20 protein-coding genes are annotated in these 21,132 nt (G+C 74.1%); 8 read left to right on the top strand and 12 right to left on the bottom strand.

All coding sequences use genetic code 11. The annotated features are described in order from the left end of the window. Nucleotides 1-185: 185 nt before the first annotated feature. Genes AB0B01_RS25585 through AB0B01_RS25575 form a run of 3 tightly spaced genes read right to left on the bottom strand, consistent with a single transcriptional unit; the run spans nt 186 to nt 2,946 of the window. Nucleotides 186-926 carry an SseB family protein gene (locus tag AB0B01_RS25585; protein ID WP_361723486.1) on the bottom strand — a complete coding sequence of 247 codons (741 nt, stop codon included), beginning with the start codon at nt 924-926 and terminating at the stop codon, nt 186-188. Nucleotides 927-928: 2 nt separating this feature from the next. Beyond that, nucleotides 929-2,134 (bottom strand): type VII secretion-associated serine protease mycosin, encoded by a 1,206-nt coding sequence (mycP, locus tag AB0B01_RS25580; protein ID WP_361723495.1) that lies wholly within the window; start codon nt 2,132-2,134, stop codon nt 929-931. A gap of 35 nt (nt 2,135-2,169) precedes the next feature. Continuing rightward, entirely contained in the window at nt 2,170-2,946 is a 777-nt protein-coding gene (locus AB0B01_RS25575) for a hypothetical protein (protein WP_361723483.1), read from the bottom strand. A 613-nt stretch (nt 2,947-3,559) separates the two neighbouring features. Between AB0B01_RS25575 and AB0B01_RS25570 the strand changes: the two genes are divergently transcribed. Next, nucleotides 3,560-4,759, top strand: a complete 1,200-nt coding sequence (locus tag AB0B01_RS25570; protein ID WP_361723480.1) for an amino acid deaminase/aldolase — start codon at nt 3,560-3,562, stop codon at nt 4,757-4,759. Here AB0B01_RS25570 and AB0B01_RS25565 read toward each other — a convergent pair. From AB0B01_RS25565 to AB0B01_RS25550, 4 genes are all read right to left on the bottom strand, one after another. Beyond that, nucleotides 4,756-6,054, bottom strand: coding sequence for a haloacid dehalogenase-like hydrolase (locus AB0B01_RS25565; protein WP_361723478.1), 1,299 nt, complete (start codon nt 6,052-6,054; stop codon nt 4,756-4,758). The two genes, AB0B01_RS25570 and AB0B01_RS25565, sit on opposite strands and share 4 nt — an antisense overlap. 146 nt (nt 6,055-6,200) lie before the next feature. Beyond that, nucleotides 6,201-6,995 (bottom strand): 3-oxoacyl-ACP reductase, encoded by a 795-nt coding sequence (locus tag AB0B01_RS25560; RefSeq protein ID WP_361723475.1) that lies wholly within the window; start codon nt 6,993-6,995, stop codon nt 6,201-6,203. A 5-nt stretch (nt 6,996-7,000) separates the two neighbouring features. Then, nucleotides 7,001-8,353: an aldehyde dehydrogenase family protein gene (locus tag AB0B01_RS25555; RefSeq protein ID WP_361723492.1), complete on the bottom strand. Its 1,353-nt coding sequence runs from the start codon at nt 8,351-8,353 to the stop codon at nt 7,001-7,003. 100 nt (nt 8,354-8,453) lie between these two features. Then, nucleotides 8,454-9,827, bottom strand: coding sequence for a glutamine synthetase family protein (locus AB0B01_RS25550; protein WP_361723472.1), 1,374 nt, complete (start codon nt 9,825-9,827; stop codon nt 8,454-8,456). A 77-nt stretch (nt 9,828-9,904) separates the two neighbouring features. On the opposite strand from AB0B01_RS25550, the gene AB0B01_RS25545 reads away from it, so the two are divergent. The 3 genes from AB0B01_RS25545 to AB0B01_RS25535 all read left to right on the top strand — a co-directional run bounded on the left by AB0B01_RS25545 (nt 9,905) and on the right by AB0B01_RS25535 (nt 12,967). Beyond that, nucleotides 9,905-10,651: an FCD domain-containing protein gene (locus AB0B01_RS25545; RefSeq protein WP_361723469.1), complete on the top strand. Its 747-nt coding sequence runs from the start codon at nt 9,905-9,907 to the stop codon at nt 10,649-10,651. 100 nt (nt 10,652-10,751) lie between these two features. Continuing rightward, on the top strand, nt 10,752-12,224 hold the full coding sequence (eat, locus tag AB0B01_RS25540; RefSeq protein WP_361723466.1) for an ethanolamine permease: 1,473 nt from the start codon (nt 10,752-10,754) through the stop codon (nt 12,222-12,224). Nucleotides 12,225-12,274: 50 nt separating this feature from the next. Beyond that, complete coding sequence (locus AB0B01_RS25535; RefSeq protein ID WP_361723463.1) at nt 12,275-12,967, top strand: gamma-glutamyl-gamma-aminobutyrate hydrolase family protein; 693 nt, start codon at nt 12,275-12,277, stop codon at nt 12,965-12,967. Between the two features lie 109 nt (nt 12,968-13,076). Here AB0B01_RS25535 and AB0B01_RS25530 read toward each other — a convergent pair whose 3' ends face one another. Then, complete coding sequence (locus AB0B01_RS25530) at nt 13,077-13,268, bottom strand: DUF1059 domain-containing protein (RefSeq protein ID WP_361723460.1); 192 nt, start codon at nt 13,266-13,268, stop codon at nt 13,077-13,079. 107 nt (nt 13,269-13,375) lie between these two features. Next, complete coding sequence (locus AB0B01_RS25525) at nt 13,376-14,299, bottom strand: LysR family transcriptional regulator (protein ID WP_361723457.1); 924 nt, start codon at nt 14,297-14,299, stop codon at nt 13,376-13,378. 70 nt (nt 14,300-14,369) lie between these two features. Here AB0B01_RS25525 and AB0B01_RS25520 point away from each other — a divergent pair, with 70 nt between their 5' ends. Further along, the gene (locus tag AB0B01_RS25520) at nt 14,370-15,491 is read left to right on the top strand and encodes a TDT family transporter (RefSeq protein WP_361723454.1); all 1,122 of its coding nucleotides are present in this window, start codon (nt 14,370-14,372) and stop codon (nt 15,489-15,491) included. A gap of 7 nt (nt 15,492-15,498) precedes the next feature. Here the strand turns inward: AB0B01_RS25520 and AB0B01_RS25515 are convergent, their stop codons facing one another. Then, a complete protein-coding gene (locus AB0B01_RS25515) occupies nt 15,499-16,221 on the bottom strand; it encodes a helical backbone metal receptor (protein WP_361723451.1) in 723 nt (240 codons plus the stop codon). A 5-nt stretch (nt 16,222-16,226) separates the two neighbouring features. Further along, nucleotides 16,227-16,847 (bottom strand): XRE family transcriptional regulator, encoded by a 621-nt coding sequence (locus AB0B01_RS25510; RefSeq protein ID WP_361723448.1) that lies wholly within the window; start codon nt 16,845-16,847, stop codon nt 16,227-16,229. Between the two features lie 232 nt (nt 16,848-17,079). On the opposite strand from AB0B01_RS25510, the gene AB0B01_RS25505 reads away from it, so the two are divergent. From AB0B01_RS25505 to AB0B01_RS25495, 3 genes are all read left to right on the top strand, one after another. Beyond that, on the top strand, nt 17,080-17,985 hold the full coding sequence (locus tag AB0B01_RS25505) for a 5'-3' exonuclease (protein WP_361723489.1): 906 nt from the start codon (nt 17,080-17,082) through the stop codon (nt 17,983-17,985). A gap of 70 nt (nt 17,986-18,055) precedes the next feature. Further along, nucleotides 18,056-18,868 (top strand): siderophore-interacting protein, encoded by an 813-nt coding sequence (locus AB0B01_RS25500; RefSeq protein WP_361723445.1) that lies wholly within the window; start codon nt 18,056-18,058, stop codon nt 18,866-18,868. Between the two features lie 499 nt (nt 18,869-19,367). Next, the gene (locus tag AB0B01_RS25495) at nt 19,368-20,321 is read left to right on the top strand and encodes an RluA family pseudouridine synthase (RefSeq protein WP_361723442.1); all 954 of its coding nucleotides are present in this window, start codon (nt 19,368-19,370) and stop codon (nt 20,319-20,321) included. A 52-nt stretch (nt 20,322-20,373) separates the two neighbouring features. On the opposite strand, the gene AB0B01_RS25490 is transcribed toward AB0B01_RS25495, so the two are convergent. Further along, a complete protein-coding gene (locus AB0B01_RS25490) occupies nt 20,374-21,048 on the bottom strand; it encodes a helix-turn-helix domain-containing protein (RefSeq protein ID WP_361723439.1) in 675 nt (224 codons plus the stop codon). Between the last annotated feature and the right edge of the window lie 84 nt (nt 21,049-21,132).

Below are 21,132 nucleotides of genomic sequence, written 5' to 3'. Positions count from 1 at the left end.
CCGGACGCGCCCGGGCCGGGGCGGGTCGCGCTGTTCCGGGGGCCCCACTTCGGCGGAGCCCGCCCCGCCGGCGGGGGGCGCGGGCCCGAGAACCGGGCCCGGAGCAGAGGGGCCGGGGCTTTTGCCCCGGCCCCTCTGCGTGTGACCGGCCCCTCGTCTGTCCGGCCCCGGTGCGTGTCCGCGCCTCAGCGGGAGAAGAGCGGCTCGCCGGGCGGGACCGGGGCCGCCGCCGGGAGCAGCGCCAGGTCCAGCCCGCGCACCAGCCGGGCGCGCAGCGTCTCGTCGCCGGCCAGTGCCTGCGCGACCCGGCGGGCCGCCTCGGGGGCCTGCGCGTCCGCGGCCAACACGATCGCCAGGGTGCCGTCGGCGTCCGCCCCGCCGGGGCCCAGGTGGGCGCGGAGCACGGCGGGCTCCGCGGACACGGCGGCCCGTACGGCCTCTCGTACGGCGGGGTCGGCGAGCGGGTCGGCGTCGGTCCGGCCCTCGGCCAGCGCGAGCAGGGCGGAGCCGGTGAGCTGGTAGGTGACCGGGCCTGCCAGGTCCAGGACGAGGGTGTCGGCCTTCTCGTGGGCGGCGGCGGCCAGCGCCTGGTGCAGGGGGACGGCCACGGGCCGGGCGGCCGGGTCCCAGAGGGCCAGCGAGGCGGTCGAGGTGAAGGCCGGCAGCGCCCGCCGGTCCCCCGCCCGCAGGGTCGGGACGGCCATGTCGCTGGTCTTCTCCTGCTTCAGCCCGGTCACCGGGTCCGTCTCGACCTCGCCGAGGACGGCGACGACCGGGACCAGCAGGCGGGCGTCCTTGAGCGCGGCCAGTACCTCCGGCTCCTTCGCTCTGTCCTGCGACCAGGCGGCCAGGGCCGCGCTCAGCCGGGGATCGGCGGAGCCGTCGTCGTCGGAGAAGCCGGGGTCGGGAATGCTTTTGTTCGCCACAGTTACCCGACTGTATCCCGCCCCCGGCGGAAGCCCCGCGGGCGCCGTGCCAGTACGGCGGCCGGCACCAGCAGGGCCGCGCCCGCCACAGCGGCCGCGGTGATGGCGAGGCGGTGGCCGGGTCCGGGCGCGGCCGCCGGCTGGGGGCCGGGACCGAAGTAGGGCGACCCCGCCCCGACCGGGGTGGGGACGGGCGGCTCGGGGCGCAGTTCCTCGGCCGTCTGGAGGGCGGCGACGGGGTCCACCAGGCCGTGGCCGCGGGAGTCGTCCCGGCCGCCGGGCGGGGCGCCCGAGGCGGTGTCCTCCAGCAGCTTCTTGATCTGGGCCGGGGACAGGTCCGGGTGGGCGGCCTTGACGAGGGCCACGGCGCCGGAGACGAAGGCCGCGGCGGCGCTGGTGCCCCAGCCCTCGTAGTAGGAGCGGTCGGGGTCGGCGATGACCACGTCGACGCCGGGGGCGCTGACGGTGGCGTACCAGCTGCGGGTCGAGAAGGGCGCCTTCCGGCCGGCGCGGTCCACGGCGGTGACGGCGATGACGCCGGGGTACGCGGCCGGGTAGGAGGCGTGGTCGCCCTGGCGGCCGCCGTTGCCGGCCGAGGCGACGACCGCCACGCCCTTGGCGAGGGCGTACTGGACCGCCTCGTCCTCGGCGGCCTCGTGGTGGGCGGAGTCGCTGTCGTCGCCGAGGGAGAGGTTGATCACGTTCGCGCCGTGGTCGGCGGCCCAGCGGATGCCTTCGGCGAGGGCGCCGCCCTTGGTCTCGCGGGCCTTGGCCCGGCCCGGGTCGCCCTCCTCCAGGATCACCCGGACCGGGAGGATCTTGGCCTGGGGTGCGATGCCGAGGACGCCTTGGCCGCGGCTCGGGCCGTGGCCGTGCCCGGCGATGATCCCGGCCATGGCGGTGCCGTGCCGGGCCCAGGAGCGGTCGCCGCGGCCGGCGCCCATGCCGATCAGATCGGCGCCTTCGAGGACCTGTCCCGCGAGGTCGGGGTGGGTGGAGTCGACACCGGTGTCGAGGACGGCGACGGTCACCCCGTCGCCCTGGGTGGTGCCCCAGGCCTCCTCCGCCCGCAGGGCCGTCAGGCCCCATTGGCGGTCTCGTATGGCGTCGGCGCAGGCGGGCGGCGCGGCGGTGCCGACGAAGAGGGCGGCGAGGGCGGTGACGGTGGAGAGGGAGGTGAGGGCGCCGGTGCGGGCGCGGGTACGGATACGGGTACGGGTACGGGTGCGGGTGCGGGCCGTGGTCACCGGGCGGGCTCCGGGGTGGCGGGGGCCGTGAGGGTGTGGAGGGTGCGCTCCATGGCCGTGGCGACGGCCTTGGCCTCGTGGCCGAGGCCCGCCTGGGCGACGGCTCCGGTGGCGTCCTTGCGCATGGCCTCCTCGGCGGGGCGCGGGGCGTCCACGGGGCGGCCGTCGGTGAAGGCGGAGACGGTGTAGAGGACGATCGGGCCCTCGGGGAGCACGGAGGCGGTCCAGGCGGCGCGCCGGCCGTCCGCGAAGCCGTAGCCGGGGGGCGCGGTGAAGTGGCCGCCGAGGGCGGCCATGGCGGGGGCGTCGGCGGGGGTGAACACCATCCCGACGGTGACGAGGGAGCTGCGAGTGGCGTCGGTGTAGGTGGCGCGCAGGACGCGGGTGCAGCCGGTGGGGACCAGGGCCGCCTGCCAGGCCGGGGCCAGCGCCGGGCCGCACTCGGCGTCGGGGGCCAGGGCGACGCGAGTCCAGCTCCGGTCGGCCCCGCCGGGGCCGGCGTCGGGGCCGGCGAGGACGGGCGGGAAGAGGGTGTCGACGGGGGTGGCCCGCCAGAGGGAGCCGGCGCGGCGGTAGACGGCCTCGGCCGTCGGGGGGCGGTGGGCGGCGCGGTGGTCGGCCCAGGCGGTGAGGGCGGCCCCGCAGAGGAGGACGAGGCCGAGGAGGGCGCAGAGGGGGGCGGGGGTGGGGCGGCGGTGCCGAGGGGGGTGGTGCTCGGGGTCGGGCTCCGGGCCGGACCCGGCCAGGACCGCATGCGGTGTCGACGTGGTCATCCGGCGGCTCCGCCCCCCGTTCCGTACGGCTGCCTCCGGCCACTCTACGCGCCTTCCGGCCACCCGAACCGGCCGCGCGCCCGACCTGCCCGGCCCGGCCGCGCGCCCCGGCCGCCGTCGATCCCCCGGGCGGCTCGGCATCGGTGAGCCGCGGACTGGCCCTGGCGGGACGGTGGTGCTCGGGCGAACCGGCCTGCCCGGGCGGGCTCCGCGCCGGCGGGGTGCCCCTGGACGGGACCGGTCTGTGGTGGGGCGGTGCCACTCCGGAAGTTCGTCTCGGCTCGCGGATCCTGGCGGGATCGCGGGCTGACTCGGCGGTGACCGCTCATCCTCGACTCACCACCGCAGTGTCCCCACCCCACCCGCCGATGCCACGACCCAGCCGGAGCCCCGCCGCACGCCCCGGCCTTGAGGCACCGGCCCGGCCAATCCAGCCCCGCCGGCGTTTGAGGCGCGGGGGCTCGGGGGCCGGCCCCCGCAACAGCGCCGCACACGACCCACGGACCCCGCCCCCAACCATGCGGCACCGGCCGCCAAACCAGCCCCGCCGGCGTTTGAGGCGCGGGGGGCCGGGGGCTACCCAGGGGTAATGCGGCGTGGCAAGCTGCGCCGCATGAATCTTCACGGGGACCGGGCCCGGTACGACCGGGCCACCGCGCATCTCGACGCCCCCCTGGCCATCGTGGACCTCGACGCGTTCGACGCCAACGCCGACGACCTCGTCCGCCGCGCCGCGGGCAAGCCGGTGCGGGTCGCCAGCAAGTCGGTGCGCTGCCGGGCGCTCCTCGAACGGGTCCTGGCCCGGCCCGGGTTCGCCGGGACCATGTCGTACACCCTCGCGGAGTCGGTCTGGCTGGCCAGGTCCGGGTTCGAGGACGTCCTGCTGGCCTATCCCTCCGCCGACCGCGCCGGCTTCGCCGAACTCGCGGGTGATCCGAAGCTGGCCGCCGCCGTCACGGTCATGGTGGACGACCTCGCGCAGCTGGAGCTGATCGACCGGGCCCGGGACGGCGGGTCCCAGGAGATCCGGGTCTGCCTGGAGTTGGACACCGCGCTGCACCTGCTCGGCGGCAGGATCCGCGTGGGCGCCCGGCGTTCGCCGTTGCGGGAGCCGGCCCAGCTCGCGGAACTCGCCCGTGCGGTCGCGGCCCGGCCGGGATTCCGGGTGGTGGGGCTCATGGGGTACGAGGGCCATGTCGCCGGGGTCGGGGACGCGCTGGCCGGACGGCCGCTGCGGTCCCGGGCCATCCGGCTCATGCAGGGCGCGGCCCGCAAGGAGCTCGCGGCCCGTCGCGCCGAGACCGTACGGGCCGTGCGGGCGGTGGTGCCGGACCTGGAGTTCGTCAACGGCGGCGGCACCGGCAGCGTCCAGCAGACCGCCGCCGAGGAGGCGGTCACCGAGATCGCCGCCGGGTCGGGGCTGTACGTACCGCGGCTGTTCGACAACTACACCTCGTTCCGGGGCCGTCCGGCGGCGCTCTTCGCGCAGCCGGTGGTCCGGCGGCCCGGGGTGGGGGTGGTCACGGTGCTCGGCGGGGGCTACCCGGCCTCCGGTGCGGCTGGCCCGGACCGGCTGCCGGAGCCGTATCTGCCGCCGGGTCTGCGCTACGACCCGCAGGAGGGCGCGGGCGAGGTGCAGACGCCGCTGCTCGGCTGCCCGGCCGACGACCTGCTGATCGGCGACCGGGTCTGGTTCCGGCACGCCAAGGCCGGTGAGCTGTGCGAGCGGTTCGACGTGCTGCACCTCGTGGAGGGTGACCGGGTGGCCGCTTCCGTGCCGACGTACCGGGGCGAGGGGCGGACCTTCCTCTAGAAGACGGTGTCCGTCTGGTCGGGGATGACGCTGGTGTCGCCCCGGCGGACGGGGCCGGGTGTGCCGTCGTGGTCGGTGTAGCCCGTGCTCGCGCACGGGTAGGGCGTGGTTTTCCGCTTCTTCGGCTCGATGAACATGGGGTTCACGATCCACTTGCCGTCGCTGTTGTCGTAGGCGCGGCACATGAGTTCGTTCTTGTTGCGGTTGACGACGAGCCGCAGGGCGGTCGCGTCCCGCAGGAATGAGATGTCGGTGTCGGAGTCGCCCGCGGCGAACACCTGGCGGCGGGCGGGGGGCTGGACCTTTTCGGCGGCGGCGCCCCGGACGCCGAAGACCTCCTGGTTGATCCAGCAGCGCTTGCCGTCGATGTACGTGATCATCGTGTCGGCGCCGTCCTCGACGGATCCGCAGCCCTGGAGGTGGGAGGTGAACCTCCCGCCGCGGGTGGTGGTGTTGCGGATGCCGATGACGTGGTCGGGGCCGATTCCGACGCCCTTGGCCCAGACCTCGACGACCGGCTGGGGCGAGGCCGAACTGATCCAGACGTCGAAGCCGGCCTGCTGGAGGCTCCTGATCAGGTCCTGCTGCTGGTCGTAGTAGCGGACCCAGCCGGTGGCGGTGCCACTGCCGACCTGCTGCCTGGTGCCGACGGGCGCGGCGAGGTTCTCCGCGCGGGCGGCGGCCGCGAAGGCGCGGACCTCGCGTGCGGTCCAGCCCTGCATCAGCTGGGGCAGCCAGGCGTACGCGGGTTCGGTCGTGCGGTGGTCCCATCCGGCGAAGGCGGCGGCGCCCGCGCGGGTCGCGGAGGTGCCGTACACCGCGGCGAGTTCGTCGGCGCAGCCGGCGCCCTCGGGGGTGCCGGTGGGCAGCGGGGCGCCGGGGGCGGCGAGGGCGCCGCAGGCGTCGGCGAGGGCGCGGGCGGCGTCCGGGGTGAGGTGGCGGCTGGTGGTGGACCAGTCTCCGGCGGCGGGTTGGCGGATCTTCCCGTTGCGCAGCAGCCAGTACAGGGTGGCGTCGCCGACGTCGTTCTTGACGACGGTGTTGTCCCAGTCGAAGACGGCGACGGGCCGGGTGCGGGCGGGACGGTACGGGCTGCAGGCGCCGTACTGGTCGATCAGCTGCTGGAGCCTTGCCTGGTTGTCCCCGTACCAGCCGGTCGCGAGCTCCGGGGTGGTGCAGGGGGCGCCCGGACGGGCCGCCTGGGCGGCGGGCGCGGTGGCGACGAGCGCCGCGGCGGCCAGGGCGGCGGCCCCGGCGGCGGCCGGGAGCCGCCGGGCGGTGGTGGATCGGGTCACTGAGGTGGTCTCTCCTGGTTCCGGTGAAGATCATCACGGACGGTGGAGCACGACAGCCGGGCGTCGTGCGACGCCCGGCTGCGTGGGGATGGAGTACGGGTGAACGCTCGGCGGGGTCGGCTCGCGGGCCCGCCGCCGGAACCGGTTTAGAGGGGCGTCACGTACGCGCCGGAGATGCCGCCGTCGACCAGGAAGTCGGTGGCGTTGATGAAGGAGGAGTCGTCGCTGGCGAGGAAGGCGACGGCGGCCGCGATCTCGGTGGGCTCGGCGAACCGGCCCAGCGGGATGTGGACGAGGCGGCGGGCGGCCCGCTCCGGGTCCTTGGCGAAGAGCTCCTGCAGCAGCGGGGTGTTGACCGGCCCCGGGCACAGGGCGTTGACCCGGATGCCCTCGCGGGCGAACTGCACGCCGAGCTCACGGGACATGGCGAGCACGCCGCCCTTGGATGCGGTGTAGGAGATCTGGGAGGTGGCGGCGCCCATGATCGCCACGAAGGAGGCGGTGTTGATGATGGAGCCGCGGCCCTGGCGCTGCATGTAGGGCAGGGCGGCCTTGCAGCACAGGTAGACGGAGGTGAGGTTGACGTCCTGGACGCGCTTCCAGGCCTCCAGGCCGGTGGTGAGGATGGAGTCGTCGTCGGGGGGCGAGATGCCCGCGTTGTTGAAGGCGACGTCGACGGAGCCGTAGGTGTCGAAGGCGGTCTTGAAGAGGGCCTCGACCTCCTCGGGGCTGGTGACGTCGACCTTCACGAAGGTGCCGCCGACATCCTCGGCGGCGGCCTTGCCCGCGGTCTCGTCGATGTCGCCGCAGACGACGTTGGCGCCCTCGGAGGCCAGGCGCCGGGCGGCGGCGAGGCCGATTCCGCTGCCGGCTCCGGTGATGACGGCGGTGCGGCCGACCAGGCGGCGGCAGACGATCTCTTCGGTGCTCTGGCTGGTCATGTTCTTCAGGCCTCCGTGCTGATGAAGACGTTCTTGGTCTCGGTGAATGCGGTGAGGGCGTCGGGGCCGAGCTCGCGGCCGAGGCCGGACTGCTTGTAGCCGCCGAAGGGGGTCCAGTAGCGCACGCTGCTGTGGGAGTTGACGGACAGGTTGCCCGCGGCGACGGCGCGCGAGACGCGCAGGGCGCGACCGATGTCGCGGGTCCAGAGGGAGCCGGAGAGGCCGTACTCGGTCGCGTTGGCCAGGCGTACGGCGTCCTCCTCGTCCTCGAAGGGCAGGACGACGGCGACCGGGCCGAAGACCTCCTCGGCCGCCACGGGCGCGGTGGGGTCCACGCCGGTGACGAGGGTCGGGGGGTACCAGAAGCCGGGGCCCTCGGGGGCGGTGCCGCGGATCGCGGTGAGGTCGTCGGTGACGTACGACCGTACGCGGTCCAGTTGCGCGCGGGAGATCAGCGGCCCCATCTGGGTCTTCTCGTCGGCCGGGTCACCGACGCGGACGTTTTCGATCTCCGGGGCGAGCAGTTCCAGGAAACGGTCGTACGCGGTCCGCTGGACGAGGATCCGGGTGCGGGCGCAGCAGTCCTGGCCGGTGTTGTCGAGGAAGGCCATGGGGGCCGCGGCCGCGGCTGCTTGGAGGTCGGCGTCGGCGAAGACGATGTTGGGGCTCTTGCCGCCGAGTTCGAGGGTGACCCGCTTCACCCGTTCGGCGCACTTGGCCATGATCTGCTTGCCGACCCGGGTGGAGCCGGTGAAGACGATCTTCGCCACGCCGGGGTGTTCGACGAGCGCGTCGCCCGCGACCGCTCCGCGGCCGGGGAGCACCTGGAAGAGGTGCTCGGGGATCCCGGCTTCGAGGGCGAGTTCGGCGAGGCGCAGCGCGGTGAGGGGGGTGGTCTCGGCGGGCTTGAGGAGGACGGCGTTGCCCGCGGCGAGCGCCGGGGCCAGTCCCCAGGCGGCGATCGGCAGGGGGAAGTTCCACGGGGCGATGACACCGATGACGCCGAGGGGTTCGAGGAAGGTGACGTCGATGCCTCCGGCGACAGGGATCTGGCGACCGGAGAGCCGTTCCACTCCCCCGGCGGCGAAGTCGAGCAGGTCGCGGACGTTGCCGGCTTCCCAGCGGGCGTTGCCGATGGTGTGGCCGGCTTCGCGGACCTCCAGCTGGGCCAGTTCCTCGATGTGCTCGTCGACCACGGCGGCGAACCGGCGCAGCAGCCGGGCCCGGTCGGCGGGGGCCGCCGCTGCCCAGCCGCGCTGGGCAGCGGCGGCTCGGGCGACGGCGGCATCGACATCGTCCCGTGTGGCGGCCGGGACGATGGCGACGATTTCCTCGGTGGCCGGATTCAGCACCGTCAAATTGAATGGGGCCAGCGCATCGGACACGTGGTGCCTCTCAGACGTTCGGTTGCGAGGTGGGCCGGGAGGGCCGGGGGCCTGGGGCCGGGGCGGACGGTGCTCAGAGGCGTTCGAAGGAGCGGCGCAGCTCCCAGTCGGTGACCGCGGAGTCGTACGCGTCCAGTTCGACGCGGGCCATGTTGCGGTAGTGGGCGACCACTTCGGGGCCGAACGCGGATTTGGCGATCTCGCTGTTCTCCCAGAGCTCGGCGGCTTCGCGCAGGGTGGTGGGGACGTGGGCGAAGTCGGCCGTGTAGGCGTTGCCCGCGCAGGCCTCGGGCAGTTCGAGGCGGTTCTCGATGCCGTAGATCCCGGCCGCGACCAGCCCGGCGACGGCGAGGTAGGGGTTGACGTCACCTCCGGGGAGGCGGTTCTCGAAGCGCATGGAGCGGCCGTGGCCGACGACCCGGAGCGCGCAGGTGCGGTTGTCCAGGCCCCAGGCGACGGCGGTCGGTGCGAAGGATCCCGGCCGGAAACGCTTGTACGAGTTGATGTTCGGGGCGTAGAGAAGGGAGAAGTCGCGCAGCGCGGCCAGCTGGCCGGCCAGGAAGTGTCGCATCACCGGTGACATTCCGTGTTCCGGGCCGTGTCCGTCTCCGGCCATCACGTTGCGTCCGTCGGCGTCGCTGAGCGAGAGGTGGATGTGACAGGAGTTGCCCTCGCGCTCGTCGAACTTCGCCATGAAGGTGAGCGAGACGCCTTCCTGGGAGGCGATCTCCTTCGCCCCGGTCTTATAGACGGCGTGCTGGTCGCAGGTGGTCAGGGCCTCGTCGTAGCGGAAGGCGATCTCGTGCTGGCCGAGGTTGCACTCCCCCTTCGCCGACTCGACGGTCAGGCCTGCGGCCTGCATCTCGTTGCGGATGCGGCGCAGCAGGGGCTCGATGCGGCCGGTCCCGAGGACGGAGTAGTCGATGTTGTACTGGTTGGCGGGGGTCAGGCCGCGGTAGTTCGCGTTCCAGGCCTGCTCGTAGGTGTCCTGGAAGACCATGAACTCCAGCTCGGTGCCGACCATGGCCGTGTACCCATGCTCGGCGAGGCGCTCCAGCTGGCGGCGCAGGATCTGCCGGGGCGCGGCCACGACCGGGGAGCCGTCGTTCCAGGCGAGGTCGGCGAGGAGGAAGGCGCTGCCGGGGTTCCAGGGGAGGCGGCGCAGGGTGGCGAGGTCGGGGTGCATGGCGAAGTCGCCGTAGCCGCGGTCCCAGGAGGACATCTCGTATCCGTCGACGGTGTTCATGTCGGTGTCGACGGCGAGGAGGTAGTTGCAGCCCTCGGTGCCGTGTTCGAGGACCTCGTCGAGGAAGAAGCGTGCGGCGAACCGCTTGCCCTGGAGCCGCCCCTGCATGTCGGGGAAGGCCAGGACGACGGTGTCGATCTCACCGCTGGCGACGAGGGCGCGAAGCTCCTCGGGCACGAGCGGCGGCTTGCGGTCTACCACTGGAATCTCTCCTTCGGTGAGCCGAGGGGGCCTAAGGTATTGAACAGAACCATTGCTTGGGAAGAGGAGGGGCCGAGATGACCGGCACGGCGAGTGAAGGCGGCGCGATCGCGCGGCTGAATCCGGTGTTGCGACAGGTGCGGGCGGGCAACGGTTTCGAGGAGGCGCTGGAGCAGATCCTCCAGGTGGTCCGGCTGGGCCTGGTGCCCGGCGGCGAACGACTCCCGCCCGAGCGCGAGTTGGCGGAGCGGATGGGGATCAGCCGGGTCACCCTGCGCGAGGTGCTGAAGGTACTCCAGGACCAGGGCCTGGTGGAGGCGCGGCGCGGGCGGTACGGCGGGACGTTCGTGCTGCCGCGCCCCGATCCCCCGGCCGGCGGCACCGAGGACGAGCTCCGTCGGCGCGTGGTGGGCGTGGACATCGAGGACGTCCTGCGCTTCCGCGAGGTCCTGGAGGTGGGGGCGGCCGGCCTGTGCGCGGCGCAGGGGCTGTCCGAGGAGGACGGCGAACGGCTGCTCGGCGCGCTGGCGGCCACGCACGACGCGCCGCTCACCGACTACCGCCGCCGGGACACCCTCTTCCACCTCACCCTGTGCGAACTCGCCGGCTCCGCCACCCTGACGGCCCAGTACGCCGCCGTCCGGGCCACCGTGAACGACCTGCTGGACTGCATCCCCCTGCTGGTGCGCAACCTGGAGCACTCGCAGCAGCAGCACAGCGCGCTCGTCGAGGCGGTGCTGGAGCGGGACGCGGACGCGGCGCGTGAGGTGATGCGCGAGCACTGCTGCGGCACGGCGGCGCTGCTGCGGGGATTCCTGGCCTGAGGGAGGCTTTCGTAACCGCTGTTTAACGCAAGGGTCTTGCGCTCTCCACTCTCCGCCCGCAAAGGTACGCCCCACAACCATTGCTGAGGCAGGAGTGCACATGGCCGACGACACCGAGGCACGGCTCGCAGTCGCGCCCGAATCCCCCACCCCCTCCGGCAGCGGGGGCGACGGCTACCTGGAGCGCCGTACGCTGCGCCGCGGCAGCGCCGGCTGGCTGCTGCTCACCGGTCTGGGCGTCGCGTACGTCGTCTCCGGCGACTTCTCCGGCTGGAACGTCGGCCTCGCCCAGGGCGGCTTCGGCGGGCTCGCCCTCGCCACCGTCCTGATGGGCGCGATGTACGCCTGCCTCGTCTTCTCTCTCGCGGAGCTGTCCGCGATCCTGCCGACGGCGGGCGGCGGCTACGGTTTCGCCCGCCGCGCCCTGGGCACCTGGGGCGGCTTCCTCACCGGCACCGCGATCCTCATCGAGTACATCCTCGCGCCCGCCGCGATCGCCATCTTCATCGGCGACTACGTCGAATCCCTGGACCTCTTCGGCCTCACCTCCGGCTGGCCCGTCTACCTGGCCTGCTTCGCGGTGTTCATCGGCATCCACCTGTGGGGCGTGGGCGAGGCGCTGCGCTTCTCGCTCGTCGTGACCGCGGTGGCCGTGCTCGCGCTGATCGTCTTCGCGGCCGGCGCGTTCACCGGCTTCGACGCCGGCCGCCTCGACGACATCGCGGTCGACACCACCGCCTTCGGCTCGGGCTCCTGGCTGCCGCTGGGGGTGCTCGGCATCTGGGCCGCCTTCCCCTTCGGCATGTGGTTCTTCCTCGGCGTCGAGGGCGTACCGCTCGCGGCCGAGGAGGCCAAGGACCCGGTCCGCTCCATGCCGCGCGCCCTGTCGATCTCCATGGGCATCCTCGTGCTGCTCGCGCTGATCACCTTCCTGGCCTCGACCGGAGCGCGCGGCGCCGATGCCATCAAGGACGCCGGCAACCCGCTGGTCGTCGCCCTGGAGGGCGACCCCGACCTGTCCTGGCTCAAGACCTTCGTCAACTACGCGGGCCTGGCCGGGCTCGTGGCCTCGTTCTTCTCCCTCATCTACGCCGGGTCGCGCCAGCTGTTCGCCCTGTCCCGGGCCGGCTACCTGCCGCGCTTCCTGTCCCTGACCTCCCGCCGCAAGGCCCCGTACCTGGGGCTGCTCATCCCCGGCGCGATCGGCTTCGCGCTGGCGGCGGCCACCGGGAACGGCCCGCGCATGCTCAACATCGCGGTGTTCGGCGCGACCATCTCGTACGCGCTGATGGCCCTGTCCCACATCGTGCTGCGCAGGCGGGAGCCGGGCCTGGAGCGGCCGTACCGTACGCCCGGCGGCATCGCCACCTCGTCGGTGGCGTTCGTCCTCGCCCTGTCGGCACTCGTCGCCACCTTCCTGGTGGACAAGGACGCGGCATTCATCGCCCTGGGTGTGTACGCCGTCGCCCTCGTCTACTTCGGGTTCTACAGTCGCCACCACCTCGTCGCCTCCGCGCCGGAGGAGGAGTTCGCGGCGCTGGCGCAGGCCGAGGCCGAGCTCACCCGCGACTGACCCGTACCGCTCGACCCGACCCTTCCCCGCCCCTTTCGGAGGTAGCCACCGTGCCCAGGCCGCTCATCGGCATCACCACCTACGTGGAGGAATCCACCCGCTTCCGGGTGTGGGACGTCCCGGCCTCCCTGGTGCCCACGGGCTACTACGAGCTCGTACAGGCGGCCGGCGGGGCGGCGGTCCTGCTCCCGCCGGACGACCCGGCGGCGGCAGCGGAGGTGCTCGGCCGGGTGGACGGGCTGGTCGTCGCGGGCGGCCCGGACCTGGACCCGGCCCGCTACGGCGCCGACCGGGACCCGCGTACGGGGCCTGCGGCCACGCAGCGCGACGACTGGGAACTCGCCCTGATCTCGGCGGCGTTGGCGGCGGGCAAGCCCCTGCTGGGCATCTGCCGGGGCATGCAGGCGCTGAACGTGGCCCTGGGGGGCACGCTGGTCCAGCACATCGACGGACACGTGGAGGCTCCGGGGGTGATGTCCTGGCACCCCGTCCGACCGGTCGCGGGCACGCGGTACGCGCAGCTGGTCCCGGAGGAGGCGGAGGTCCCGACCTACCACCACCAGGCCGTAGACCGCCTGGGCGAGGGGCTGATCGCCTCGGCCCATGCCGAGGACGGCACGGTGGAGGCCGTGGAACTCCCGGACTCCGCCCGCTGGGTGCTGGGCGTGCAATGGCACCCGGAACGCGACAAGGACACCCGCGTCCTGGCCTCCCTGGTGGAGGCCTCGGCCGCTCCCCGCTGACGGCCCTGCCCACCGGCGCCCGCGGCCGCGGGGGCAGACGGGCGAAGCCGGTCGGCGGGGGGGCGACCTGCGCGGCCGGGTGCGCTGATGACTCAGGCTCGCCGACGGTTCAGGCGTGCTGAGGCGTTTCCTCCCTCATGGCCGACGTGAGCTGCTCCCGCAGCTCCGGACCCGCCGTGTGCCCGTGCACGGACACGGCGTGCTCCTCCGCGGCGCGGAGCAGCTCCGCCTCCTCGCCCGCCATGAAGAGGCTGCAGTTCGATTCGCTTGGGAACTCCCGGCAGTCGATCATCTTGCGCATGATGCGCCTCCTCGGATGCGACTGCCTCCATTGTCGGACGGATCCGCCGAGGGGGCGAACACGGCGCCGGGCCGGCCGGGCCGCGGGCGGGGAGTCGGCGGCGCCGGTCAGGCCGGGGTGCGGGTGAGGGAGAGCAGGTCGCGGGCCGGTCCCGCCGGGCGGGAGCCCGTGGGCCAGACCGCGCGGAGGGCGCGGTCCAGCGCGGCGCCGGCCACCGGGACCGCCACCAGGCGGCGCGCCGCCAGCTCGTCGCCCACCGCCAGCTCCGACAGGACGCAGGGCCCCGCCCCGCTCACCGCCGCGGCCTTGACGGCGGTGGTGGAGGCGAGCTCCAGCAGCGGCTCCGCGAGGCCCCCGGAGTCCGCCAGGGCCGCGTCCAGTACCTGCCGCGTCCCCGACCCCCGCTCCCGCAGGATCAGCGGCGTTCCCGCGAGCTCCGCCGCCTCGATCCCCCGGGAGCGCCGCGCCCACCGGTGGCCGGGGGCCACCGCCACCACCAGCCGGTCCTGCGCGATCACCACCGCGTCCAGCCCCTCCGGCACCGTCAGACCCTCCACGAAGCCGAGGTCCGCCTCGTGGGCGAGCACGCGCTCGGCGACGACCGCCGAGTTCCCGGCGTGCAGCGACACGGCGGTCCCCGGCCGCTGCCCGCGCAGGGCGATCAGCCAGCCGGGCAGCAGGTACTCCGCGATGGTCATACTGGCGGCCACCCGCAGCCGCGAGTCCCGCCGCCCGCGCAGCGCCTGCGCACCCGCGTCGAAGGCCTCCGCGGCCTCCACCACCCGCCGGGCCCAGTCGGTGACCAGCGCACCCTCCGCCGTCAGGGTCGACCCGCGCGGCGAGCGGTCCACCAGCGCCACCCCCAGGCGTGCCTCCATGGCGCGGATCCTGCTGCTCGCGGCGGGCTGGGTGATGCCCATCCGCTTGGCCGCGCCGCTCAGGCTGCCGGCCCGGGCCACCGCGAGCAGCAGCTCCAGCGCGCCCAGGTCCGGTACCCGGTGCGCCAGCGGAACCCACTCCCCGTCAGTCATAAAGTCAGTTTATGACCTCATAGGGAGATGGCCTCTGCCGCCCGGCGGTGTCCGGCACGAGCCTGGGCCCATGGCCACCACCGTCGTACGACCCCGTCCAACCACCCCCCGGACCCCCCAGGCCCACAAGGCCTTCCCGGCACTCCGCCACCTCGGCCCCAACTGGTACGCCTCCATCATGGGCACGGCGATCGTCGCCAACGCCGGCGCGACCCTCCCGTACCAGGCCCCCGGCCAGCGGGCGGCCTGCCAGGTCGTCTGGGCGCTGTCCGCCCTGGCCCTCGCCGTCCTCCTCACCGCCCGCGCACTGCACTGGCTCCACCACCGCGACCAGGCCCGCGCCCACCTCCTCGACCCCGCCGTGGCCCCCTTCTACGGGTGCCTCTCGATGGCCCTGCTGGCGGTCGGCGCCGGCACCCTCCTCGTCGGGAGGGATCTGGTCGGGGAGGGCGCCGCGGTCGCCGCGGACGCGGTCCTCTTCACCGCCGGCACCGCCGTCGGCCTGGTCATGGCCGTCGCCGTGCCCTACCTGATGGTCGTGCAGCACCGGGTCGAGGCCTCCCAGGCCACCCCTGTCTGGCTGCTTCCCCTGGTGGCCCCGATGGTCTCCGCCGCCGTGGGCCCGCTGCTGATACCCCACCTGCCCGCCGGCCAGCCCCGCGAGGCGCTCCTGCTGGCCTGCTACGCCATGTTCGGCATCAGCCTGCTGGCCGTCCTGGTGATGCTGCCGCTCGTCTTCGGCCGGTTGATCACGGGCGGGCCGCTCCCGTCGGCCCTGACCCCCACGCTGTTCCTGGTCCTCGGCCCCCTCGGCCAGTCCACCACCGCCGTCAACCAGCTCGCCGACGCGGCCCCCCGCGCGATCGACGCCCCCTACGCCGGAGCGCTCGCCGCCTTCGCCGTCGTCTACGGGGTGCCCGTGATGGGGTTCGCCCTGCTGTGGCTGGCTCTCGCCGCCTCGCTGCTGGTCCGGGCCGCCCGGGACGGCATGGGCTTCGCGATGACCTGGTGGGCCCTGACCTTCCCCGTCGGCACCTGCGTCACCGGCGCCGCCGGCCTGGCCCGCCACACCGGCCTGACCGCCTTCGCCTGGCTGGCCGCGGGCCTCTTCCTGGCCCTGCTCACCGCCTGGCTGCTCGCCGCCGGCCACACCCTGCGCGGCCTGCGCACCGGCCGGCTGCTCCCCCGCTAGCCGCAGCTCAGCAGGCCATGCGCAGGGCGGCGGCCAGCGCCTGCGGGGCCTGCGCCAGGGAGGGGCCGTACCAGGTCAGCGCACGGCCGTCGACGAGCGCGGCCGGACGGCCCGGGAACGCCTCCGGGCCGTCCTCGCGCGTGAAGCGGTACGGCTCGTCGGGCAGCACCACCAGATCGCAGTCGACGGCGGCCAGCTCCGCCACCGGTATCCGCGGATACCGCTCCGGGTGGCCGGCGTACACGTTGCGCACCCCCAGCCGCGCGAGCAGGTCCCCGGCGAAGGTGTCGCGGCCCAGCACCATCCAGGGGCGCCGCCAGACCGGTACGAACGCGCGCAGCGGGCCCACGGGCTCCGTCCCGGCCCACGCCGCCTCGGCCTCGTCCAGCCACTCGGGCCTCGCCAGACCCAGGGCTCCCACCAGCACCCGGTCCAGCTCGGTCAGTGCCTGCGGCAGCGAGCGGATCTCCGTGACCAGCACCTCCAGGCCGGCTGCCCGCAGCGCGGCGAGGTCGGGGGCGCGGTTCTCCTCCTCGTTGGCGATCACCAGGTCCGGGCGCAGCTCCGCGATCCGCCGCACGTCCGGGTTCTTGGTGCCTCCGATGCGCACCGCACCCCGCTCCTCCAGGCCCGCGGGATGGGTGCACCAGTCGGTGACCCCGACCAGCAGGCCGGGCGCGGTCACCGCCACCGCCTCGGTCAGCGAGGGCACCAGCGAGACGACCCGCATCCCGGTCAGTGACCCGGGGAGGGCGGCTCGGAGGTCGCGTGGATGTGCTCGCCGACCGCCACGACCAGGAACCGGGTGTCCTCGCTGACCGCCCGCCAGCGGTGGCGCACGCCGCCGGACAGGAACAGCGCGTCCCCGCTCTCCAGCCGGTAGGCCCGCCCCTCCGCCTCCACCTGGCAGGCGCCCGAGACCACGTACATCAGCTCGTCGTTGCGGTGCTGGTACTCGCGGCCCGCGTCCTGGTCCCCGCTGAATTCAAGCGCGTGCAGCTGGTGGTGGCCGCGGACGAGGGGGCGTACGCCCGGGACCGGGGTGAGACCGGAGTCGTCCCCGGCCCGCACCAGGTCGACGGTGCGGGCGGTGTCGGACGCGGCCAGCAGCTCGACGGCCGTGGTCTCCAGCGCGTCGGCCACCCGTTCGAGGGACCGCATGCTGGGCCGGGCCCGCTCGTTCTCTATCTGGCTCAAGAAGGGCACCGACAGGCCGCTGCGCGCCGAAACGGCGGCGAGGGTGAGATGGAGCGCCCGGCGCCGTTTGCGGACGGCGACGCCCACCCGGAGCGGTTCCTTGGCGTCCTTCTCCCGCTCCTTGTCTTCCCTGTCGTACGAGCCGTCCCTGTCGTCCATGGCGGGGCTGCCCTCCCCTTGTCCTGGTCCGTCGCACATCGGTGTGCTGTAAGCACCTTACGCAGCAACCGCCTCCGGTTTCGCGCGCAAGAGCCCTCCAGGCTACGCCCCGGCGGAAACTCGCGTGCCACTTGCGATCACTCTTGCGGCCACTTCCCGTGCTCCCGGCCGTAACCGGGCGCCGTCGGCGGGGTGCGGCATCATCGTCGTCGTGACGACGACTCGACGCCTGATGCTCCTGGACACCGCCTCCCTCTACTTCCGCGCGTACTTCGGTGTGCCGGACTCCGTGAAGGCGCCCGACGGTACGCCGGTCAACGCCGTGCGCGGACTGCTCGACATGATCGGGCGGCTGGTCCAGGACCACCGCCCCGACGATCTGGTGGCGTGCATGGACGCCGACTGGCGGCCGCACTGGCGGGTGGAGCTGATCCCCTCGTACAAGGCCCACCGGGTCGCCGTGGAGACCGAGACCGGCCCGGACGTGGAGGAGACCCCGGACACCCTGGCCCCGCAGGTGCCGATCATCGAGGCGGCGCTGGACGCGTTCGGCATCGCCCGTGTGGGGGTCGCCGGGTACGAGGCGGACGATGTGATCGGCACGCTGACCGCCCGCGCCACCGGCCCGGTGGACATCGTCACCGGCGACCGGGACCTGTACCAGCTGGTGGACGACGCCCGGCAGCGGCGCGTGCTGTACCCGATCAAGGGCGTCGGATCGCTCCAGGTCACCGACGAGGCCTGGCTGCGGGCGAAGTACGGGGTGGACGGCCCGGGCTATGCGGACCTTGCACTGCTGCGCGGCGACCCGAGCGACGGCCTGCCCGGGGTCCCCGGCATCGGCGAGAAGACCGCGGCGAAGCTCCTGGACGCGTACGGCAGCCTGGCCGGGATCATCGCGGCCGTCGACGACCCGAAGTCGGGGCTGACCCCGGCCCAGCGCAAGCGGCTGGACGAGTCCCGGGCCTATCTGGCGGTGGCCCCGAAGGTGGTCCGCGTGGCCTCGGACGTGCCGCTGCCCCAGTTCGACCCGGCCCTCCCGACCGTCCCGGCGGAGCCGGACGTCGTCGACGCCCTTGCGCGCCGGTGGGGCCTGGGCGGAGCGGTGGCCCGCCTGGGCAGCGCACTTCGCCTTTGAAGTGCTAACTTAGGTACGCCTAAGTTTCAGGGGAGTCAGGGGAGACGCCGTGGCTGAAGGACGCGCCCGCATGGTCGAGACCGCTGTCGTCGTGCGCACCGAGCGGCTGACGCCGCACATGGTGCGGCTGGTGCTCGGCGGTGCCGGACTGGCCCGGTTCGGGGCGGGCGAGTTCACCGACCACTACGTCAAGATCCTGTTCGCGCCCGAGGGCGTCACCTACCCCTCCCCGTGGGACCTGGACCGGATCCGCGCCGAGTACCCGCGCGAGGCCTGGCCGCGGCAGCGGGCGTACACGGTCCGTGCGTGGGACCCCGTGCACCAGGAGCTGACCCTCGACTTCGTGGTCCACGGCGACGAGGGTCTGGCCGGCCCGTGGGCGGCCCGCGTTCAGCCGGGAGAGCTCGTACGCTTCGTCGGCCCGGGCGGCGCTTACGCGCCGGACCCGGCGGCCGAGTGGCACCTGCTGGTCGGCGACGAGAGCGCGCTGCCGGCCATCGCCGCCGCGATGGAGCGGATGCCGGTGGGTGCGCTGGTGCACGCGTTCGTGGAGGTCGAGGGCCCGGAGGACGAGCAGAAGTTCGCCACCCCGGACGGGGTCGTCCCGATGTGGATCCACCGCGGGACGCGTCCGGTCGGCGAAGCGCTGGTGGAGGCGGTCCAGAACCTGCCGTTCCCGTCCCGGGACGTCCACGCCTTCGTCCACGGGGAGGCGGGCTTCGTCAAGGACCTGCGCCGCCACCTGCGCCTGGAGCGCGGGATCGCCCGGGAACGCCTGTCCATCTCCGGGTACTGGCGCCTGGGCGAGACGGACGAGGGCTGGCGGGCGATCAAGCGCGACTGGAACGCCGTCGTGCTGGCCGAGCAGGAATCGGCCGCCTGACTCCGGCTGGTCGCACCCCGCCCGGGACGGGCCCGCGGCACGGGCGCCGTTGACCGCCGGGCCCTGCCGACCGGCGGGCCCCGCTGACTTGCTGGCCTGCTGACCCGGGCCCTGCCGACCGGCAGGCCCGGGCGATCGGCGCGAGAACGGCGGCATGCGTACCCTCCGCGTGCTGTCCGCAACCGGAGCGGCCGTGGTCGCAGGCGCAGCGGTGGCGGCGCCGAGCCACCGCCCCCGCCGAAGCCGCTGATCGGCGAGGAGCAGGTCGACAAGGCCCTGAAACGCCTCCCCGGCTTCCGGCTTCCTGACCGACGGCATGCGCGAGACCGGCGTCCCCGGGGTGTCCGTGGCCGTCGTCCACCGCGACACGAGACCTCCGGCGAGAACGCGGTCGGGCGCACCGGGGTGACCTTCAAGGACGGCACCGTCCGCATCGAGTACCTGGACGAGAACCACCTGGGGACCTTCACCCGGCAGTAGCGGCATAGCCTGGACCCCGATGAGACGCAGAACCCCGGTACCCCCCTCGCCCCTCCCCCAGCGCGCCGGCATCGACCCGGTCCGGCTGCGGCTGCCGGCCGACCCGGACGGACAGTGGCAGGACCTCGGCAGCTACCTCGCCGCCCGCTACGCCGGAACCCGCGGCGCCGAATCCATCGCCCGCCTGCTGCACGGCGGACGGGTGCTCGGCGCCGGCGGGCGGGTCCTGCGCGCGCAGGACCCGTACGAGCCGGGCGCCTACCTGTGGTTCCACCGGGACATGGACCCGGAGCCGCCGGTGCCGTTCCCCCTCCGGGTCGTACACCGGGACGCCCACCTGCTCGTCGTGGACAAACCGCACTTCCTGGCGACCACCCCGCGCGGCAGCCACATCACGCAGACCGCCCTGGCCCGGCTGCGCGCGGAGCTCGGCCTGCCGCAGCTCAGCCCGGTGCACCGGCTGGACCGGCTGACCGCCGGACTGGTGATGTTCAGCATCCGCCCCGAGGACCGCGGCCCGTACCAACTGCTGTTCCAGGAGCGGCGGGTGCACAAGGAGTACGAGGCCCTCGCCCGCCACGACCCCGCCGTCGACCTGCCCCGCACGGTCCGCAGCCACATCGAGAAGACCCGCGGGGTCATCGCGGCGACCGAGGTCCCCGGCGCCGAGCCGAACGCGGAGAGCCTGATCGAACTCACCGGCACCCGCGGCGGCCTGGGCCGCTACCGCCTGACCCCCCACACCGGCCGCACCCACCAACTGCGGGTGCACATGAACAGCCTGGGCCTGCCGATCCTCGGCGACCCGGTGTACCCGCAGGTCACCGACCCGGCCCCGGACGACTACCGCCGCCCGCTCCAACTCCTGGCCCGCACCCTGTCGTTCACCGACCCGGTCACCGGAACCCCGCACCGCTTCGAAAGCACCCTGACCCTCCGGGCCTGGGAGGACTACGCGGCCTGGGCCGCATAGCCCGCGTGCTCGGCCCCGGGCCGTCACGACAGACTCCGGTCCCCCGGGAGTCTCAGCGGCGGGCTCCCGCGATGCGCAGCGCCGCGTCCGCGGTGGCGTCCGCGAAGACGGCCATCGGGCGGGCCGGGTCGGAGCCGTGGATCAGCATGACGCCCTCGATGAGGCCGAACACCAGGTCGTTGCGCAGGGCCAGCCCGGCCCGGTCACCGGCCAGTTCGGCTCCGGCGGTGGTGCCGTCGAGCAACGTCCGGTAGGCGTCCTTCAATTCCCCGCGCATCCGGCGGAACCGGGTGAACCGGGTGCCGCGCACCTCGGGCAGCAGGTAGAGGGCGCCGAGGTTGTACGGTCCCCCGCACAGCAGCGTCACGTCCGCGCGACACAGCTCCCACAGGCGCTGCGCCGCGGGTCTGCCGGTGTCGGCGAGCAGCCGCCGGGCCAGCGCCAGGGAGGGCGCGACCGTGGACTCCAGGAGTTCGGCGAGGAGTTCCTCCTTGCCGCCGAAGTAGTGGTACATGGTGGCCTGGCGCATTCCGGCCCGTTCGGCCACCGCCCGCGTGGTGGTGGCCGCGTACCCCTGGAGGGTGAACAGTTCGGCCGCCGCGCAGAGGAGTTCCTCGCGCGGCGGCCGACCGCTCTGTGGTCTCAGCTGATCGGCGCGCGGCCGACCGACCCGTCTTCGCCTTTCGTCCGGGCCCGTTTCCGAGCCCGGACCCGTTCCGCCGGTCATGGTGTGATCGTCGCACAGGGACTCGCCGAAGCGATCATGGCAAGAGATGAGATCTGGCCAACCCCACCCTCGGAGGAAGCCCCA

This window comes from Streptomyces sp. NPDC044571 (assembly GCF_040647115.1).
Classification (GTDB): Bacteria; Actinomycetota; Actinomycetes; order Streptomycetales; family Streptomycetaceae; genus Streptomyces.
The sequence above is the reverse complement of the archived record's forward strand: the minus strand, read 5'-3'. Positions and strand labels throughout refer to the sequence as shown.

Bases quoted from the DNA above. Each gene is read 5' to 3' on its own strand.
- AB0B01_RS25575 (WP_361723483.1), bottom strand. From the start codon at position 2,946: ATGACCACGTCGACACCGCATGCGGTCCTGGCCGGGTCCGGCCCGGAG.
- AB0B01_RS25570 (WP_361723480.1), top strand. From the start codon at position 3,560: ATGAATCTTCACGGGGACCGGGCCCGGTACGACCGGGCCACCGCGCAT.
- AB0B01_RS25560 (WP_361723475.1), bottom strand. From the start codon at position 6,995: ATGACCAGCCAGAGCACCGAAGAGATCGTCTGCCGCCGCCTGGTCGGC.
- AB0B01_RS25545 (WP_361723469.1), top strand. From the start codon at position 9,905: ATGACCGGCACGGCGAGTGAAGGCGGCGCGATCGCGCGGCTGAATCCG.
- eat (WP_361723466.1), top strand. From the start codon at position 10,752: ATGGCCGACGACACCGAGGCACGGCTCGCAGTCGCGCCCGAATCCCCC.
- AB0B01_RS25530 (WP_361723460.1), bottom strand. From the start codon at position 13,268: ATGCGCAAGATGATCGACTGCCGGGAGTTCCCAAGCGAATCGAACTGC.
- AB0B01_RS25525 (WP_361723457.1), bottom strand. From the start codon at position 14,299: ATGACTGACGGGGAGTGGGTTCCGCTGGCGCACCGGGTACCGGACCTG.
- AB0B01_RS25520 (WP_361723454.1), top strand. From the start codon at position 14,370: ATGGCCACCACCGTCGTACGACCCCGTCCAACCACCCCCCGGACCCCC.
- AB0B01_RS25515 (WP_361723451.1), bottom strand. From the start codon at position 16,221: ATGCGGGTCGTCTCGCTGGTGCCCTCGCTGACCGAGGCGGTGGCGGTG.
- AB0B01_RS25510 (WP_361723448.1), bottom strand. From the start codon at position 16,847: ATGGACGACAGGGACGGCTCGTACGACAGGGAAGACAAGGAGCGGGAG.
- AB0B01_RS25505 (WP_361723489.1), top strand. From the start codon at position 17,080: ATGCTCCTGGACACCGCCTCCCTCTACTTCCGCGCGTACTTCGGTGTG.
- AB0B01_RS25500 (WP_361723445.1), top strand. From the start codon at position 18,056: ATGGTCGAGACCGCTGTCGTCGTGCGCACCGAGCGGCTGACGCCGCAC.
- AB0B01_RS25495 (WP_361723442.1), top strand. From the start codon at position 19,368: ATGAGACGCAGAACCCCGGTACCCCCCTCGCCCCTCCCCCAGCGCGCC.
- AB0B01_RS25490 (WP_361723439.1), bottom strand. From the start codon at position 21,048: ATGACCGGCGGAACGGGTCCGGGCTCGGAAACGGGCCCGGACGAAAGG.